A 19,576-nucleotide genomic window follows, 5' to 3' on the forward strand; every position below is an offset into this window, starting at 1 on the left:
ATTAAACGATAGAAAAATGGCAGATTTAAAAGATTTTGCAGAACAGTTGGTAAACCTTACAGTAAAAGAGGTAAATGAGTTGGCCGACATTTTAAAAGAAGAATATGGTATTGAGCCTGCTGCTGCTGCAGTAGCTGTTGCTGGTGGTGCTGCCGGTGGCGGTGAAGCTGAAGCTGCTGAGGAAAAATCAGAATTTGATGTAATCCTTACAGCTGCTGGTGGTTCTAAATTGGCGGTCGTAAAATTGGTTAAGGAATTGACCGGTCTTGGACTAAAAGATGCTAAAGAAATCGTTGACAGCGCACCAAAAGCTGTTAAGGAAGGTGTTGCCAAAGATGAGGCAGAAGGTATCAAAAAATCATTGGAAGAAGCAGGAGCAGAAGTTGAGCTTAAATAATCGCTTTTCCCATTAGAACTTGGTTAAGGTCTTTCCATTTTTGGTTAGACCTTAGCCTATTTATATAAGGAGTGTATAAAGCCGTACACCAACCCACTTAGTAATCACGATCAAAATTTGTCCATAGATGTTCACAAACACTATTGAAAGAGTTAATTTCGCATCCGCTAAGAACATACCGGAATACCCGGATTTCTTGGACATTCAGATAAAATCGTTCCAAGACTTTTTCCAGCTTGAGACTAAATCTGACGAAAGAGGAAACGAAGGTCTCTACAACACCTTCATGGAGAATTTTCCAATCACAGATACCAGAAACCAGTTCGTACTTGAGTTTTTGGATTACTTCATAGATCCACCAAGATATTCCATCCAAGAATGTATCGAGCGTGGACTTACCTATAGCGTACCCCTAAAGGCGCGTTTAAAATTGTACTGTACCGATCCAGAGCACGAAGATTTCGAAACTATCGTTCAGGATGTGTATTTGGGTACTATCCCTTACATGACTCCTAGTGGAACCTTTGTGATCAACGGCGCAGAAAGAGTTGTAGTTTCCCAGTTGCACAGATCTCCAGGGGTTTTCTTTGGACAATCTTTCCACGCAAATGGTACAAAATTGTATTCCGCCAGGGTAATTCCTTTCAAAGGATCTTGGATTGAATTCGCCACCGATATCAACTCGGTGATGTATGCCTACATCGATAGGAAGAAAAAATTACCGGTAACCACTCTGTTCCGTGCCATCGGCTTTGAAAGGGACAAGGACATTTTGGAAATCTTCGACCTTTCGGAAGAAGTAAAGGTTTCCAAATCCGGGCTTAAAAAAGTATTGGGCCGTAAATTGGCCGCTAGAGTGTTGAACACATGGCATGAGGATTTCGTGGACGAGGATACTGGAGAAGTGGTATCTATCGAAAGAAACGAAATCGTACTCGATCGTGATACCATTTTGGAAAAAGAGCATATCGATGAGATCATTGATGCCGACGTGAAGACCATTTTGCTTCACAAGGAGAACAATGCACAGTCTGATTATGCCATTATCCACAACACTTTGCAAAAAGACCCTACCAACTCTGAAAAAGAAGCGGTAGAGCATATTTATAGACAATTGCGTAATGCCGAACCGCCAGATGAAGAAACGGCTCGTGGTATTATCGATAAATTGTTCTTCTCCGACCAACGTTACAATCTTGGAGAAGTAGGTCGTTACAGAATGAACAAGAAGTTAGGCTTGGATATCGGAATGGATAAACAAGTGTTGACCAAGGAAGATATCATCACCATCATCAAATATTTGATCGAGTTGATCAACTCCAAAGCGGAGATCGATGATATCGATCACTTGTCCAACCGTCGTGTAAGAACCGTTGGGGAACAATTGTCCCAGCAGTTCGGCGTAGGTTTGGCACGAATGGCGCGTACCATCCGTGAGCGTATGAACGTTCGTGACAATGAGGTGTTTACCCCGATTGATTTGATCAACGCGAAGACATTGTCATCCGTAATCAACTCATTCTTTGGAACCAACCAGTTGTCCCAGTTCATGGACCAGACCAACCCGTTGGCAGAGATTACGCACAAAAGAAGATTATCCGCATTAGGGCCAGGTGGTCTTTCCAGAGAAAGAGCAGGTTTCGAGGTGCGAGACGTTCACTATACACACTACGGAAGATTGTGTCCGATCGAGACACCTGAAGGACCGAACATTGGTTTGATCTCTTCATTGTCCGTATTTGCCAAGGTGAACAATATGGGCTTCTTGGAAACTCCTTACCGTAAAGTAGAGGATGGTAAAGTGGATACTGAAAACCACATTTACCTCAGTGCAGAGGAAGAGGAAGGAATGAAGATTGCCCAAGCCAACATTCCATTGGCAGAAGATGGTACTATTGAAAGAGAAAAGGTAATTGCCCGTGAAGAAGGTGATTTCCCGGTAGTGGACCCAACAGAGGTAAAATATACCGACGTAGCACCGAACCAGATCGCATCCATTTCCGCATCCTTGATTCCTTTCTTGGAGCACGATGATGCGAACCGTGCCTTGATGGGATCTAACATGATGCGCCAGGCAGTTCCATTGTTGAGACCGGATTCTCCGATCGTAGGTACAGGTTTGGAAAGACAAGTAGCTACCGATTCCCGGGTATTGATCAATGCAGAAGGAGATGGGGTTGTTGAGTATGTGGATGCACAGAAAATTACCATTAAGTACGATAGGACCGATGAAGAGCGATTGGTAAGCTTTGACGAAGATTCTAAAACGTACCAATTGGTGAAGTTTAGAAAAACAAACCAAGGAACCAGTATTAACTTGAAGCCAATCGTAAGAAAAGGCGACAAGGTAAAAAAAGGTCAGGTACTTTGTGAAGGCTACGCTACCGAAAAAGGGGAATTGGCCTTGGGTAGAAACATGAAGGTTGCCTTTATGCCTTGGAAAGGATACAACTTTGAGGATGCGATCGTGATTTCCGAAAAAGTGGTTCGTGAGGATATATTTACCTCTATCCATGTTGATGAGTATTCCTTGGAGGTAAGAGATACCAAATTGGGTGCGGAGGAATTGACTAACGATATTCCAAACGTATCCGAAGAAGCAACAAAAGACTTGGACGAGTATGGTATGATCCGTATCGGTGCCGAAGTGAAGCCAGGAGATATATTGATCGGTAAGATTACTCCAAAGGGAGAATCGGACCCAACTCCGGAAGAAAAACTGTTGCGTGCCATCTTTGGTGACAAAGCAGGTGATGTAAAGGATGCTTCATTAAAAGCTTCTCCATCATTAAGAGGTGTAGTAATCGATAAGAAATTGTTCTCCCGTTCCATCAAGGACAAGAGAAAACGTTCCGAAGATAAAGAAGCCATCGCTAGATTGGAATTGGATTATGAGGTGAAGTTCCAACAGCTGAAAGATGAATTGATAGAGAAATTGTTCAGTTTGATCAGTGGAAAAACATCGCAAGGTGTAATCAACGATTTGGGTGAAGAAGTACTTCCAAAAGGAAAGAAATACACCATTAAAATGTTGAACGCCGTTGACGATTTCGCTCACTTGGTTGGAGGAAGCTGGACAACAGATGACGCGACCAATGCTTTGGTGGCAGACTTGTTGCACAACTACAAAATAAAATTGAACGATATTCAAGGTAACCTTAGAAGGGACAAGTTTACCATCTCCGTAGGGGATGAGCTTCCTGCAGGTATCATGAAATTGGCCAAAGTCTACATCGCCAAAAAGCGTAAGCTTAAAGTTGGTGATAAAATGGCGGGTCGTCACGGTAACAAAGGTATTGTGGCACGTATCGTTCGTCAAGAGGATATGCCGTTCTTGGAAGACGGAACCCCAGTGGACATTGTATTGAACCCACTTGGTGTACCATCGAGGATGAACATTGGTCAGATCTACGAAACCGTATTAGGTTGGGCCGGATTAAAATTAGGTCAAAAATATGCCACTCCAATTTTTGATGGTGCCTCGTTGGATGAGATCAATAAGATTACCGATGAAGCAGGAGTGCCAAGATTTGGACACACTTATCTATACGATGGTGGAACCGGTCAGCGTTTCGATCAACGAGCTACCGTTGGAGTTATCTACATGTTGAAACTTGGTCACATGGTAGACGACAAAATGCACGCAAGATCTATTGGACCGTACTCATTGATCACACAGCAACCATTGGGTGGTAAAGCTCAGTTTGGTGGTCAGCGTTTTGGTGAGATGGAAGTGTGGGCATTGGAAGCCTACGGAGCATCATCTACCCTTAGGGAAATATTGACCGTTAAGTCGGATGATGTTATCGGAAGGGCCAAGACCTATGAGACCATTGTAAAGGGTGAGACCATGCCAGAGCCTGGGTTGCCAGAATCTTTCAATGTATTGATGCACGAACTTAAAGGTTTGGGCTTGGATATTAGATTGGAGGAATAGAACACTATATTACATTAACTATATCATCACCATATTGTTATGGCTAGAATAAAAGATAATAACGCACAAAAAAGGTTCAACAAAATTTCCATCGGATTGGCCTCTCCAGAGTCAATCTTGGCAGAGTCCCGTGGAGAGGTGTTGAAGCCCGAAACCATTAACTATAGAACGCACAAACCAGAGCGTGATGGATTGTTCTGCGAGCGTATTTTCGGTCCCGTTAAGGATTATGAATGTGCCTGTGGTAAGTACAAAAGAATCCGTTACCGTGGAATCGTTTGTGACCGTTGTGGTGTTGAAGTAACGGAGAAAAAAGTACGTAGAGATCGCGTGGGGCACATTAATCTTGTGGTTCCCGTAGCGCATATCTGGTACTTCCGTTCACTGCCAAACAAAATAGGATATCTTTTGGGATTGCCTTCCAAAAAGTTGGATATGATCATATACTACGAAAGGTATGTGGTTATCCAGCCTGGTATTGCCAAAGGTCCAGAAGGTGAGGAAATCCACAAAATGGATTTCTTGACCGAAGAGGAATACTTGAACATTTTGGAATCCATTCCTACCGAGAACCAATACTTGGAGGATACCGATCCCAATAAGTTCATTGCCAAAATGGGTGCCGAATGTTTGATTGACATTTTGTCCAGAATAGATTTGGAACAATTGTCGTACGAACTACGTCACAAGGCGAACACCGAAACATCAAAACAACGTAAGACCGAAGCATTGAAACGTCTTCAGGTAGTCGAGGCATTACGTGAATCACAAAACAACAGGGAGAACAACCCTGAATGGATGATCATGAAAGTGATTCCTGTGATTCCGCCGGAATTGCGTCCGTTGGTACCGTTGGATGGTGGTCGTTTTGCCACATCAGATTTGAACGATTTGTACCGTAGGGTAATTATCCGAAACAACCGATTGAAGCGTTTGATGGAGATCAAGGCGCCAGAAGTAATCTTGAGGAACGAAAAGCGAATGCTTCAAGAAGCAGTGGATTCCCTTTTCGATAACACAAGGAAAGCATCTGCGGTAAAAACGGAATCAAATAGACCATTGAAATCCCTTTCCGATTCATTGAAAGGTAAGCAAGGTCGTTTCCGTCAAAACCTTTTGGGTAAACGTGTGGATTACTCTGCTCGTTCCGTAATCGTTGTTGGACCGGAATTGAAATTGTACGAATGTGGTCTTCCTAAAGATATGGCTGCCGAACTTTACAAGCCGTTCATCATCCGTAAGTTGATAGAAAGAGGTATCGTAAAGACGGTTAAATCAGCTAAAAAGATTATAGACAAGAAAGAGCCCGTAGTTTGGGACATTCTTGAAAACGTCCTTAAAGGGCACCCCGTATTGTTGAACCGTGCCCCCACATTGCACCGTTTGGGTATCCAAGCGTTCCAGCCTAAACTTATCGAAGGTAAGGCTATTCGTTTGCACCCATTGGCATGTACCGCATTCAACGCGGATTTTGATGGGGATCAAATGGCAGTTCACTTGCCATTGGGGCCAGAGGCCATTTTGGAAGCTCAATTATTGATGTTGGCTTCACAGAATATCCTTAACCCAGCAAACGGTTCCCCGATTACCGTACCATCTCAGGATATGGTCTTGGGATTGTATTATATGACCAAGCATAAAAAATCCACACCGGAAGAGCCTGTGTTGGGTGAAGGTTTGACCTTCTATTCTTCTGAAGAAGTGGAGATTGCCTTCAACGAGAAAAAAGTATCGCTTAACGCCGGAATCAAGGTTAGGGCAAAGGACTTTAACAAAGAAGGTGAGTTGGTCTATCAAATTATAGAAACCACGGTAGGTCGTGTATTGTTCAACACAGAAGTGCCGGAACAAGCAGGATTCATCAACCAGGTATTGAACAAGAAAGCCCTTAGAAACATTATCGGGGACATTCTTGCAGTGACCGATGTGCCTACTACTGCGGATTTCTTGGATAAAATTAAGGCCATGGGATACGATTTCGCCTTTAAAGGTGGTCTATCCTTCAGTTTGGGAGATATTATCATCCCGGCCGAGAAATTGGATATGATCGAAGAGGCCAATGGACAAGTTGATGGTATTATGATGAACTATAACATGGGTCTTATTACCAACAACGAACGTTACAACCAGGTAATTGATGTTTGGACTTCTACCAACGCCATGTTGACCGAGTTGGCCATGAAGCGAATTCGTGAGGACAAACAAGGATTCAACTCTGTGTATATGATGTTGGATTCTGGTGCGAGGGGTTCCAAAGAGCAGATTCGTCAGCTGACCGGTATGCGTGGATTGATGGCCAAGCCTAAAAAATCTACAGCAGGAGGTGGAGAGATTATCGAAAACCCGATTCTTTCCAACTTTAAGGAAGGATTATCGATTTTGGAATACTTTATCTCTACCCACGGTGCACGTAAAGGTCTTGCGGATACCGCTTTGAAAACTGCGGATGCTGGATACTTGACCCGTCGTTTGGTGGATGTTTCACAGGATGTTATCGTTAATAGCGAAGATTGTGGAACCTTGAGAGGTATCGAAGTGGAAGCTTTGAAGAAAAATGAGGAAGTTGTTGAAACTTTGGGTGAGAGAATCCTAGGTAGGGTATCCTTACACGATGTATACAACCCATTGACCGAAGAGCTTGTCCTAAGAGCAGGTCAAGAGATCAATGAAGCCGATGTTAAAAGGGTAGAAGCAGCTCCGATCGAGAAGATAGAAGTAAGATCACCATTAACGTGCGAGGCGCCACAAGGTATATGTGCCAAATGTTATGGACGTAACCTTGCTACCAATAAAATGGTACAAAGGGGTGAGGCCGTAGGTGTTGTTGCCGCTCAGTCCATCGGTGAGCCTGGTACACAGTTAACGTTGCGTACCTTCCACGTGGGTGGTATTGCAGGTAACATCTCCGAGGACAACAAATTGGAGTCTAAATTTGATGGTGTTGCCGAAATCGAGGACCTAAGGTTGGTAGAAGGAGAAAATAGTGAAGGTGGAAAAACCAATATTGTTATCTCCAGAACATCCGAAGTTAAGATTGTTGATCCAAAAACAGGAATTACCTTAAGTACAAACAACATCCCTTATGGTTCTCAGCTGTACATTAAAAATGGCGAGAAAATAGCAAAGGGAACTGTTATTTGCGAGTGGGATCCATATAACGGTGTTATTGTTTCCGAATTCTCTGGAGAGATAGCCTACGAAAACATTGAGCAAGGGGTTACTTACCAAGTAGAAATCGATGAACAGACCGGTTTCCAAGAAAAAGTAATCTCCGAAAGTAGGAACAAAAAACTTATTCCAACCTTGTTGATCAAGGATGGTAAAGGAGAAACATTGCGTTCGTACAACTTGCCGGTTGGTTCACACCTTATGATCGATGATGGCGAAAAGGTGAAGGAAGGTAAGATTTTGGTGAAAATCCCACGTAAATCTGCTAAGGCAGGGGATATTACCGGAGGTCTTCCGAGGGTGACCGAGCTTTTCGAGGCCCGTAACCCATCCAATCCAGCAGTTGTTTCGGAAATTGATGGTGTAGTATCCTTTGGTAAGATCAAGCGAGGTAACCGCGAAATCATTATAGAATCCAAAACAGGTGATATCAAAAAGTACTTGGTTAAATTGTCCAACCAGATTTTGGTTCAGGAGAACGACTACGTACGTGCCGGTATGCCATTGTCCGACGGTTCCATTACACCGGAAGATATCTTGGCCATTAAAGGACCATCCGCAGTACAGCAATACTTGGTGAACGAGGTACAAGAGGTATATCGTTTACAGGGTGTGAAAATCAACGACAAACACTTTGAGGTTGTTGTAAGACAAATGATGCGTAAAGTTAAGATCCAAGATCCAGGTGATACTATCTTCTTGGAGAATCAATTGGTGCACAAAGACGACTTTATCAACGAAAATGATGAGATTTTCGGTAAGAAGGTTGTGGAAGATGCCGGGGATTCCGAAAGATTGAAGCCAGGGCAGATCTTAACCATACGTGAGCTAAGGGACGAGAACTCTATTCTTAGAAGAGAGGACAAGAACTTAGTGGTTGCAAGAGATGCAGTTGCTGCAACAGCAACGCCGATCCTGCAAGGTATCACAAGAGCATCGTTGCAGACCAAATCCTTTATATCTGCGGCATCGTTCCAAGAAACTACAAAAGTATTGAACGAAGCTGCGGTTAGCGGTAAAGTGGATACCTTGGAAGGATTGAAGGAAAATGTAATTGTAGGACATAAGATTCCTGCCGGTACCGGTATGAGGGATTATGACAGTATCATTGTAGGTTCCAAAGAGGAGTACGATGAGATCATGGCCCGAAAAGAGGAATTTAAATTCTAAATAAAAATAAACCCTGGCCTTTAGGTCGGGGTTTTCTTTTTAAGATAAGAACAGATATGGCTGAAGAAAAGAAGAATCAGAAACAGATCAATATAGAGTTGGATGAGAAAACAGCGGAAGGAACATATTCCAATCTGGCTATAATCAACCACTCAGTATCAGAGTTTGTGGTGGACTTTATTAGTTTGATGCCGGGCGCTCCCAAGGCAAAGGTGAAAAGCAGAATAATCCTAACGCCACAACATGCCAAAAAACTGCTCAAGGCATTAAATGAAAATGTAAATAGGTTCGAAAGTGCCCATGGAACAATTCAGGACTATGAGCAACCTCCGATTCCATTGAATTTTGGCCCTACTGGAGAAGCATAAAAAAAGCCCCTTTTTTAAAAGGGGCTTTTTTTATTGATTTTATGTTAACCAACCTTTCTCAATTCCCTTTTTAGAGAATAAAATCAGGTAAATCCCAATTATTATCACAATTACGGGCATGGCATATGTAGAAGGTCCAAAAGCTTCCACGGCATTGGAGATAAACAACCAATGGATGAATTGAACCACTGCGGCCAATAGCGAAAGAATAAATAGTGGCCGGGCCCATTTTTTACGCAACAGTAGTCCAATACAGGCCGAAGTTCCGGAGAATACAGCAAGGGCAAATGCTGCCGTGGCCCATGCCGGTATGCCTTCGAAAGCTTCACGTTGTGCTTGGTCTAAAGTTTCTAAGATAGCCTGTTGGTTAAAAGCTTGATTGAGATAGTTGAAAACACCCATTAAATTCCATAAAAGTGCGATAATGCTTACCACCCAGAACCAAGTAGGCGGTTTTACTGTAGTTGTCATAGTTTGCTTAATTAATTGGTTATACCAATCAATGTACAAAAAAAAGAAATATGAACTTATATAATCAATTCGTTTTCAACCTTGTATGCGTTGGTTAAAAAAAGGATTATTCAAACTCTGAAGTGTAGTGCAGTTTTACGGAAGGGTACTTTTGTTGGGTCATCTGTAACGAAAATGGGGAATCTGCCAAAAACACCAATTGCCCTCTTTTGTCGGTAGCCAAAAACTTTTGCTTTACCCTTTTGAACTCTTGGAACTCCTCATTGTTTTCATCTTCTGCCTCTACCCAGCATGCTTTATGGACCGGAAAATTTTCATAGGTACACTTGGCCCCGTACTCGTGCTCCAATCGATATTGGATAACTTCATATTGCAGAGCACCAACGGTTCCAATAACTTTCCTTCCGTTCATTTCCAGGGTGAACAATTGGGCGACACCTTCATCCATTAATTGATCAATTCCCTTGTACAGTTGCTTGGCCTTCATTGGGTCTGCATTGTTGATATATCTAAAATGCTCGGGAGAAAAGCTCGGAATGCCTTTGTAGTGCAGTTCTTCACCGCTGGTCAAAGTGTCCCCTATCTTAAAGTTGCCCGTATCATGAAGCCCCACAATATCCCCTGGATAAGAGATGTCCACAATCTCTTTTTTCTCTGCAAAGAATGCGTTTGGGCTGGAGAACTTTAGCTTTTTTCCTTGTCTTACGTGTAGATAGGGAGTGTTGCGTTCAAAAGTACCTGAAACAATCTTAACAAAAGCCAATCTGTCCCGGTGCTTGGGGTCCATGTTGGCATGTATTTTAAATACAAATCCGGAGAAATCCTTTTCGTCTGCCTTGACCAAACGTTCCTCGGCCTTTTTTGGTCTGGGAGAGGGAGCGATATCCACAAAACAATCCAACAGTTCACGTACACCAAAATTATTCAGTGCAGAACCAAAAAAAACAGGTTGCAACTCACCTTTAAGATAGGCTTCTTTGTCAAAATCCGGGTAAACACCATCTACCAGTTCCAAGTTGCCGCGTAACTCTTCGGCTGCGTTGGCCCCGATAATTTCTTCAAGCTCTGGATTGTCGAGGTTATCAAAAGCAATGGTCTCCTCGATGTTTTTTTTACTATTGCCGCTAAACAGATTAATGTTTTTTTCGTAGATGTTGTAGATTCCCTTGAAATCGTATCCCATGCCTATCGGAAAGCTTAAAGGGGTAACGGACAAACCTAATTTTTGTTCTACTTCGTCCAAGAGATCAAAAGCGTCTTTTCCCTCACGATCCAATTTGTTGATGAAAACGATCATTGGAATATTTCGCATACGACAGACCTCGACGAGTTTTTCCGTCTGCTCCTCCACACCTTTTGCCACATCAATAACAACAATAACGCTGTCCACCGCGGTGAGGGTCCGGAATGTGTCCTCGGCGAAATCTTTGTGCCCTGGGGTATCCAGGATATTTATCTTTTTGTCCTTATAAATAAACGCTAAAACCGAAGTAGCGACCGAAATACCCCTTTGTCTTTCGATTTCCATAAAGTCACTCGTAGCGGACTTTTTTATTTTGTTGCTTTTTACGGCTCCCGCTTCTTGGATCGCACCACCGAACAAAAGTAATTTTTCGGTCAAAGTAGTTTTACCGGCATCCGGGTGGGAAATGATACCAAAGGTTCTTCGTTTCGCTATTTCCTTTTGAAATTCCATCAACAAAAATTTCGGCAAAAATAGTGGATTTATCTGTTATGCCCCGAATTTTGGCAACGAATCACGATTGTTAATATTATTGGAAAAAAATTACCGAATTAAACCGGTCAAAACGAAAAAGTGAAGTATTTTTCGGCCGTTTTAATAGCACTGACCATTAAAGTGTGGGTTATATACCATTGGTGAATCGACAATCCAGTCAATAATGTTGATGAACATGCCTTTTATCGATTAAAATAGGAGGTGATAGTCAAATAGTTTAACTATGTGACGTAATTGTGTCGAGATGTGTCAAATGGACCAGTGACATTAAAACAAACAAGAAAACCCCAATTTTCTTACAATTACGAGAACCACTTTTTGCCATGGTGATAGTTGACCAAAACTTATCATTTATGGACAAAATTACTTTTGTGAGACTAAATAACCCGCTACACAAACAGTTCGTGTTTACGATGTTCTTTGTGGTATTTGGCTTTGCATCACATTTTAGTGCAGCCAATACTTATGATTTTACAACTCCCTTAGGTCTCGATCTAGAAAATAGCTATAACTCTCAATCCCTTACATTTGATTTTCGGAGAACTTCGTTATGGAATCCTTTGTCGTTTTGTTACGGAAGCGGCGATTGTGATGGCGATGGGGTTACCACAGATCAAGAAAACATAGATGGTACAGACCCAAATGACCCATGCGATTTTGTTTTGGCTCACCAGAACTGTGCACCGTCCGACAAATGGAAAAAAATGGATTGCGATGGGGATGGGGTTACCAATGGTAGGGAAAAGCATGACGGTACCGATCCCTTAGATCCTTGTGATTTTGTTTTGGCACACCAGAACTGTTCGCCGTCTTACAAATGGAAGAAGTTGGATTGTGATGGCGATGGGGTTACCAATGGTAGGGAAAAAGAAGACGGTACAGATCCACTAGATCCTTGCGATTTTGTTTTGGAGCACCAGGATTGCGCACCGTCCCAGGAATGGAAGAAGTTGGATTGTGATGGAGATGGGGTAAGTAATGGCCAGGAAAAAGAAGACGGTACGGATCCACTAGATTCTTGCGATTTTGTTTTGGAGCACCAGGATTGCGCACCGTCCCAAGAATGGAAGAACTTGGATTGTGATGGAGATGGGGTCACTAACGGCGATGAGAAGGAAGATGGCACAGACCCATTGGATTCATGCGAATATAACCCAGATAGTGTAACCCTACCACAAAGTGGGGACTATCTGGATGCTGATTGTGATGGCGACGGGGTTACCAACGGCGACGAGATAGAAGATGGAACTGATCCTTTGGATTCCTGTGATTTTAAACTGGAAAGTCAAACCGTCACCCCCGATTCTACTTGGATAGACGCCGATTGTGATGGTGATGGGGTGACCAACGGCGATGAGAAGGAAGATGGTACGGATCCTTTAGATCCGTGCGATTATAATCCAGAAAGCGTTACCCTGCCGCAATCTGCAAATTGGGAATCCCTTGATTGTGATGGCGACGGAAACCCGAATGATACGGACCCTGACCCTTTGACGGTAAATGCCAATGACGATTTTGGTTCGACACCCGCAACTATTGAGGTTGCAATAAACATTTTGGAGAATGATGATTTTCTTCCCAACAATGCACCTAACAATGTCGGTGTTACCAATATTGAAAGAATTGGAGGCAGCGCTGTTGGAGTAGTTGTTTTTAATAATGATACTGGTTTTGTAAACTATATACCGGAAACATCTGAATCAAATTCTACCGTTTCCATAGTGTATCAGGTGTGCAACATACTGCCCGACCCAAGTGTGTGCGCAACTGCCACGATTTATATAGAAATCGGAGCGAATGCTCTGGATGCCGTAGATGATACATTTACGGCGGAAACGGGAGATGGGGGAACCATTCCGAACAGCAATGTGATATCCAACGATACATATAATGGAGAACCTGTTTCCTTGGAAGATGTGGTGCTGACCTCCACGCCAACGGACCAGTTGACCATCAATGCGGACGGGACCATCAGCGTAGTCCCCGGAACCGAAGCGGGAACCTATACCATTGAATACACGATATGCGATGTAGCCGATTCCGGCAATTGCGATACCGCTACGGTTACCGTTGAGGTGCTCCAAGGACCGGGCAATGTACTGGATGCCGTAGATGATACATTTACGGCGGAAACGGGAGATGGGGGAACCATTCCGAACAGCAATGTGCTAACCAACGATACGTACAATGGAGAACCTGTTTCCTTGGAAGATGTGGTGCTGACCTCCACGCCAACGGACCAGCTGACCATCAATGCGGACGGTACGATCAACGTAGTCCCCGGAACCGAAGCGGGAACCTATACCATTGAATACACGATATGCGATGTAGCCGATTCCGGCAATTGTGATACAGCAACGGTAACCGTTGAAGTTTCAGAAGGTATGGGTAACACTATTGATGCCGTAGATGATGCCTTTACGGCAGAAACGGGAGATGGGGGAGCCATTCCGAACAGCAATGTGCTATCCAACGATACATACAATGGAGAACCTGTTTCCTTGGCAGATGTTGTGTTGACCTCCACCCCAACGGATCAGTTGACCATCAATGCGGACGGGACCATCAACGTAGTCCCCGGAACCGAAGCGGGAACCTATACCATTGAATACACGATTTGCGATGTGATGGATGTCAATAATTGTGATACAGCAACGGTGACCGTTGAAGTTTCAGAAGGTATGGGTAACACTATTGATGCCGTAGATGATACCTTTACGGCGGAAACGGGAGATGGGGGGACCATTCCGAACAGCAATGTGCTATCCAACGATACATATAATGGAGAACCTGTTTCCTTGGCAGATGTGGTGTTGACCTCCACACCAACGGACCAGTTGACCATCAATGCGGACGGGACCATCAGCGTAGTCCCCGGAACCGAGGCGGGAACCTATACCATTGAATACACGATTTGCGATGTGATGGATGTCAATAATTGTGATACAGCAACAGTGACCGTTGAGATTATAGAAGGGATGGAAAATGTAATTGATGCAGTGGACGATACCTATAATGCTGGAATCGGCGGGGAACCAATAGAAAATAGTAATGTTCTGGACAACGATACCCTCAATGACAATCCCGTTTCAATTACTGATGTTATACTCACATCGACACCTACAAACGAATTGTCTGTCGAAGAAGATGGCAGTATAAGGGTGTTCCCTGGTACACCGGTAGGAATATATACCATAGAATATACCATTTGCGAAGCTGCAAACGGAAATAATTGCGACACTGCTATAGTTACGGTGATTGTAGAAGAAATCGAAGTAAATCAAATGTTGACCCCAAATGGAGACCTTAAGAACGATTTCCTATTTATTCGAGGGGTCGAGTACATAAAGTCGAGTACATTGAAAATATTCAACCGTTGGGGAACCCAAGTTTTCGAAAGTGCCAATTACGATAACGTGAACAATGTTTTTGATGGACGGGTTCGAGGTAAATCGGCTATTAGCGTTAATGATTACCTACCGGCCGGGGTTTATTTTTATATTTTTAACTATGAAACGGCCCAAGGAAGTTTCACGGATTCCGAATACATTTATATAAGCAGGTAACTATTTTGATAGAATGATAAAGAAGCATTTTTTTATAGCATTGTTGTTTGTTGGCGCGATCATTACAGGCGCAAAGGCCCAACAAGATGCACAGTACACCCAATACATGTACAATACTTTGAGTGTTAACCCTGCCTACGCCGGTTCCAGAGGACAATTAAGTTTTGCCGGTTTGTACCGTTCGCAATGGGTTGGTCTGGATGGAGCACCGGAAACCTTTACCTTGAACTTGCATTCTCCCATACGAAACAGTAGGTTGGGATATGGGATTTCCATTGTGAACGACAATATTGGCGACGGGGTGGTCCAAGAAACCTATTTGGATGCTGTGGTCTCCTATACGATCGATGTCTCCATGGATGCAAAATTATCCTTTGGGTTAAAGGCAGGGGGAAACATGTTGAGCCTCGACTTTAATGGGTTGCGGAATTTTGACCAAGAAGTGGTCAACCAGAACAATATAGATAATAGGTTTACTCCAAACTTTGGATTGGGAATCTACTATCATACCGATAAGTTTTATGCTGGTGTCTCTGCCCCTAACGTGTTGGAATCCGAATATTTTGATAACGATAATTCGGATGATGGTATCAACTTTCTCTCAGCAGAACGAATGAATATTTATTTGATAACCGGATATGTGTTCGATTTGGGTGCCGACCTGCAGTTTAAGCCTGCTTTGCTTACCAAAGCTGTGGGAGGTGCGCCTTTGCAAGTAGATCTTTCCGCCAGTTTCCTATTTGCCAACAAGTTCAGTTTTGGAGCGGCTTATCGCTGGGATGCTGCAGTAAGTGGCCTGGTAGGATTTCAGGTTACCGACCAGATTATGCTAGGGTTGGCCTATGATCGCGAGACCACGGAATTGGGCGGAACGCAGTTTAACGATGGTTCATTTGAAGTTTTCTTAAGGTTGGAATTGTTAAAATCGTTCCAAAGGACCATATCACCAAGATTCTTTTAATTTAGACCGGAATGCTGAAAAGATTACTCACATTATTGATTATCGTTTGCGGAGGTATTGTTAAAGTGTCGGCCCAGCAAGATAGTATCCCCGACAAACAACTGGTTCGGATAATGGAAAAGGCGGACGAACGCTACAATCAATATTCCTTTAGTCCCGCCATAGATATCTATAAAAAAGTGCTGGATAAAGGCTATACCTCTGCAGATTTGTTAAAGAAACTGGGGAATTCTTATTACTTCAACGCTAAATACCAAGAAGCGGCCGAAATCTACAAAAAATTGAAGGCAACATACCCTGATCAGATGTCGGTGGAAGATGTATTCCGATATGCACAAAGCTTAAAGTCCGTAGGCGAATATGACGATGCAGCAAAAATTATGGCCAGTTTCAAGGAAATGACATCGTCCATGGTAGACTATGACGAAGATTACATGGCCAAAATTGAAAAGAATTCAGGAAGGTATTCTGTCAAACAGTTTCCTTATAACAGTAAGTATTCCGATTTCGCAGCGGCGTATTACGAAGAAGGACTCATATTTGCCTCTGACCGCGACACAGGTAATTTTGCGCGATACCGCCATACTTGGAACGCCAGGGACTTTTTGGATCTCTACAAAGTGAATGCCGACAGTATATCCAACAATAAAGTGGTAAAGTTGGGGGGAGACGTAAATACCAGACTGCACGAATCCACTTCGGTAGTTTCCAAAGATGGATCTACGATGTATTTTACACGAAATAATTTTTTCGATGGAAGAAAGAAAAAGGATGAAGAAGGAATTATAAGGCTAAAGATCTATAGTGCCGAGAATATTGATGGTATATGGACGAATATTGTAGAACTTCCATTTAATAGTGATTCATATTCCGTGGCCCATCCGATGTTAAGCCCCGACGGCAAGAAACTTTATTTTGTTTCCGACATGCCGGGAAGTCTGGGAGAATCGGATATTTTCGTTACCGAGATTATCGGTGATGGCACCTATGGCCCGATCAAGAACCTGGGGAGTAACATCAATACCATGGCAAGGGAAACATTTCCTTTTATTTCTACTGATGGCGTGCTCTATTTTTCTTCGGATGGACATCAGGGATTAGGTGGGTTGGATGTGTTCGCGACCAAGATCGCATACAACGATTACACACAACCGGTGGTCAATGTGGGAAGACCCATTAACACCCCCAAGGACGATTTTTCATACATATACGACCCGGGCGACCAAACTGGTTATTTCTCTTCCAACCGTGATGGGGGAATGGGAGACGATGATATTTATGAGTTTGTGGAGAACGAACCTCTAATGTTGGATTGTATTCAGGAAATTACCGGGACCGTACGAGATAGAATTTCCAACGAAGTGTTGGCAGGGGCAACGGTAAAAATAATTGATGAGGAAAATAATGAGGTTTCCTCTACCATAACGGATTCCAACGGAAATTATATTTTGGAATTGGATTGTTCCAAAGGCAATTTTGTGCGGGCTTCTCGGGACGGATATGTTCCGGCCGAAGAGTATTTACCCATATCCGATGGAAAACCGAAAATTGTTGATTTTTATCTGGAACGCGATTTGGTTACCGGAGGTTTTGGGGATGATTTGGCAAAGCTACTTCAATTGAGCACGATTTACTTTGATCTTAACAAATATAACATTAGGCCGGACGCAGAAATAGAAATACAAAAGGTAATCGTGGCTATGGAAAAATACCCGAGCTTAAAAATAAAGGTCAACTCGCACACCGATAGTAGAGGAGTGGACGCATATAACCTTTGGTTGTCGCAAAAAAGAGCACAATCAACAGTTGATTATATGATGTCCAAAGGAATATCTTCAGAAAGATTGAAAGGAGAAGGATTCGGGGAAACCCGATTGGTGAACAATTGTGCCAACGGAGTACAATGTTCAGAGGAACAACATCAGCTCAATAGAAGGTCGGAATTCATAATTTATGAGTAGACGTTGATTCAAAACAAATTAAAACGGCCCTTTACAACTAAAAAGGGCCGTTTTTTTATAGGGTATTATGCTCGGTTTCTATAAATGTCCCGTTTTTCCCGCCAAAGCACATTCGTAACAGAATCTCATTGAAATTCACTTTTGGCATTGGTCGATATAATTGGGCTTATCGGCGAACTGTCTTAAAAAAATGATAAAAAAGAAAAAAGGTTAACCTCAATTATTAGGGCTTAGACCGTAGGATTTAATGCGTTCACAACAATTATTTTCTACCCCTATATGTCTGGGTAATTTTGTTGGGTGATTAAAATTAGGTGTGTTCCATTTATAGGTAAATCATCCTTTTTTTAATGTTTTCGAACAACAAAAACACAGCATATTAAATTCTCAACTAATAGTAGCCTCATGAAAAAGAGCATTCTAGCCCTAACGTTCCTCCTTTTTACAGGAATTGCCTTTTCTCAAACTACCGTTACCCTTCAGGACCAATGTAATTGTGAGGTTCTCAAGGGTACTGATGTTTCCACATCGGGAGCGGTTACTCCGACAGGAGCGGATTTGGGAGATATTTATGTGAACACCAATACAGGGACCATTTATTTTTGGGATGGGGATTCATGGGAACTTACCGCTACAGATGACCAACAATTGACCGGATTCAATTTTGATGGTGTAACAAATACGTTATCATTAACATTGGAAAATGGGGGCACCGTAAACGTTGATTTGAGCAGTTTGAGCGATGTTTTTACGGATACAAATACAACCATAGCATCATTTGGTATAGATGGTACAAACACAAACCTTGTAATCACTGATTCCGAAGCAAATACCTTTGCTGTGGCGTTGGTGGACTTGGCAGCGTTGATCAATACGGATAATCAAACGCTTACCGAGGTTTTATCGCAAGGTAACGACGCTGGCGGAGCTACAATAACCAACTTGGCTGTTCCAGTTAATCCGCAAGATGCCGCCACAAAGGCCTATGTGGACAGCGTGGCCGATGACGATATTACGGGAGTGAGCTTCGATGGCGGGACCAACGAGGTAACGGTAAGCGAGGGCGGCACGAGCTTTTCCGCGGACCTGTCCTCTTTGGACGATAGCGCCGGAGTAGCTGCCAATGCCGCGGACATTGCCAACAACACTACGGCGATCGGTAACAATGCCACGGATATATCGAACAATGCTTCGAACATCACAACGAACACTACTAACATTTCGAACAATGCGGGTGCGATAGCAACGAACGCTACCGATATAGCCACCAATGCCACGAACCTGGCCAACCATATCTCGGCCGATGGAGATCTATCGGATACGAACGAAATAAACACTCGTTTTGAGGTTAACGGTGCTAACCTTGAAATTGAGGATAGTAACGGTACATTACAAGTTCCTCTAGCAGATATAAATAATCAAGATGCATCAGAAGTGAACTCTGATTCTCCAGTAGATGTAGATGGTGATGGGAATACCGAATCAACTGTTGAAGATGTTATACAGGATATTGCGCGAATCACATCCAAAGCAGCGAGAATATTTTACCCACCGTCCATCGCAATAGATGCATCGACCAATGGTACGGGGAGAACAATCAATTTATATTCTCAATATTTGGCACAATATGGGTCTCCGACTGTGAGAAGTGCGGGTGCTCCAGCAGCAATTCCAACCTATGGTGCAACCGAATTATATTACTATGTGACCTATGCAGACCCAACAGTGTTTGCTAATATGACAATAGATGCCAACGGTGTTCTAACTTATGATATCATAGGACAGCCGGCAGATTATAATGCATTGATCAATGTGGTATTTGTGGTAAAATAATAATGT

Annotated in this window: 10 protein-coding genes; 8 read left to right on the top strand and 2 right to left on the bottom strand. The window is 43.0% G+C overall.

Annotated elements, in window-relative coordinates; genetic code table 11:
• Nucleotides 1–16: 16 nt before the first annotated feature.
• The 4 genes from rplL to AB9K32_RS01010 all read left to right on the top strand — a co-directional run bounded on the left by rplL (nt 17) and on the right by AB9K32_RS01010 (nt 9,040).
• The gene (rplL, locus tag AB9K32_RS00995; protein WP_119606415.1) at nt 17–397 is read left to right on the top strand and encodes a 50S ribosomal protein L7/L12; all 381 of its coding nucleotides are present in this window, start codon (nt 17–19) and stop codon (nt 395–397) included.
• Between the two features lie 127 nt (nt 398–524).
• Nucleotides 525–4,334, top strand: coding sequence for a DNA-directed RNA polymerase subunit beta (gene rpoB, locus AB9K32_RS01000; RefSeq protein ID WP_224837695.1), 3,810 nt, complete (start codon nt 525–527; stop codon nt 4,332–4,334).
• A gap of 39 nt (nt 4,335–4,373) precedes the next feature.
• Nucleotides 4,374–8,672: a DNA-directed RNA polymerase subunit beta' gene (gene rpoC, locus AB9K32_RS01005; RefSeq protein WP_338196119.1), complete on the top strand. Its 4,299-nt coding sequence runs from the start codon at nt 4,374–4,376 to the stop codon at nt 8,670–8,672.
• 56 nt (nt 8,673–8,728) lie between these two features.
• Nucleotides 8,729–9,040, top strand: coding sequence for a DUF3467 domain-containing protein (locus AB9K32_RS01010; RefSeq protein ID WP_224837697.1), 312 nt, complete (start codon nt 8,729–8,731; stop codon nt 9,038–9,040).
• Between the two features lie 39 nt (nt 9,041–9,079).
• On the opposite strand, the gene AB9K32_RS01015 is transcribed toward AB9K32_RS01010, so the two are convergent.
• Complete coding sequence (locus tag AB9K32_RS01015) at nt 9,080–9,511, bottom strand: hypothetical protein (RefSeq protein ID WP_369884098.1); 432 nt, start codon at nt 9,509–9,511, stop codon at nt 9,080–9,082.
• Nucleotides 9,512–9,617: 106 nt separating this feature from the next.
• Nucleotides 9,618–11,207, bottom strand: a complete 1,590-nt coding sequence (locus AB9K32_RS01020; RefSeq protein WP_224837699.1) for a peptide chain release factor 3 — start codon at nt 11,205–11,207, stop codon at nt 9,618–9,620.
• Nucleotides 11,208–11,602: 395 nt separating this feature from the next.
• On the opposite strand from AB9K32_RS01020, the gene AB9K32_RS01025 reads away from it, so the two are divergent.
• From AB9K32_RS01025 to AB9K32_RS01040, 4 genes are all read left to right on the top strand, one after another.
• Nucleotides 11,603–14,815, top strand: a complete 3,213-nt coding sequence (locus AB9K32_RS01025) for a gliding motility-associated C-terminal domain-containing protein (protein WP_369884099.1) — start codon at nt 11,603–11,605, stop codon at nt 14,813–14,815.
• Between the two features lie 13 nt (nt 14,816–14,828).
• Nucleotides 14,829–15,776, top strand: coding sequence for a type IX secretion system membrane protein PorP/SprF (locus AB9K32_RS01030; RefSeq protein ID WP_224837701.1), 948 nt, complete (start codon nt 14,829–14,831; stop codon nt 15,774–15,776).
• Between the two features lie 11 nt (nt 15,777–15,787).
• Nucleotides 15,788–17,737: an OmpA family protein gene (locus AB9K32_RS01035; protein WP_369884100.1), complete on the top strand. Its 1,950-nt coding sequence runs from the start codon at nt 15,788–15,790 to the stop codon at nt 17,735–17,737.
• Between the two features lie 405 nt (nt 17,738–18,142).
• Nucleotides 18,143–19,570, top strand: a complete 1,428-nt coding sequence (locus AB9K32_RS01040) for a hypothetical protein (RefSeq protein WP_369884101.1) — start codon at nt 18,143–18,145, stop codon at nt 19,568–19,570.
• Nucleotides 19,571–19,576 lie beyond the last annotated feature (6 nt).

Origin of the sequence: Allomuricauda sp. XS_ASV26 (assembly GCF_041224615.1) — a bacterium.
Lineage (GTDB): Bacteria > Bacteroidota > Bacteroidia > Flavobacteriales > Flavobacteriaceae > Flagellimonas > Flagellimonas alginolytica.

What these genes read in the sequence shown, in the direction of transcription:
- rpoC (WP_338196119.1), top strand. Translation starts at nt 4,374, where the DNA reads ATGGCTAGAATAAAAGATAATAACGCACAAAAAAGGTTCAACAAAATT.
- AB9K32_RS01010 (WP_224837697.1), top strand. Translation starts at nt 8,729, where the DNA reads ATGGCTGAAGAAAAGAAGAATCAGAAACAGATCAATATAGAGTTGGAT.
- AB9K32_RS01020 (WP_224837699.1), bottom strand. Translation starts at nt 11,207, where the DNA reads ATGGAATTTCAAAAGGAAATAGCGAAACGAAGAACCTTTGGTATCATT.
- AB9K32_RS01015 (WP_369884098.1), bottom strand. Translation starts at nt 9,511, where the DNA reads ATGACAACTACAGTAAAACCGCCTACTTGGTTCTGGGTGGTAAGCATT.
- rpoB (WP_224837695.1), top strand. Translation starts at nt 525, where the DNA reads ATGTTCACAAACACTATTGAAAGAGTTAATTTCGCATCCGCTAAGAAC.
- AB9K32_RS01035 (WP_369884100.1), top strand. Translation starts at nt 15,788, where the DNA reads ATGCTGAAAAGATTACTCACATTATTGATTATCGTTTGCGGAGGTATT.
- AB9K32_RS01030 (WP_224837701.1), top strand. Translation starts at nt 14,829, where the DNA reads ATGATAAAGAAGCATTTTTTTATAGCATTGTTGTTTGTTGGCGCGATC.
- AB9K32_RS01025 (WP_369884099.1), top strand. Translation starts at nt 11,603, where the DNA reads ATGGACAAAATTACTTTTGTGAGACTAAATAACCCGCTACACAAACAG.
- rplL (WP_119606415.1), top strand. Translation starts at nt 17, where the DNA reads ATGGCAGATTTAAAAGATTTTGCAGAACAGTTGGTAAACCTTACAGTA.
- AB9K32_RS01040 (WP_369884101.1), top strand. Translation starts at nt 18,143, where the DNA reads ATGAAAAAGAGCATTCTAGCCCTAACGTTCCTCCTTTTTACAGGAATT.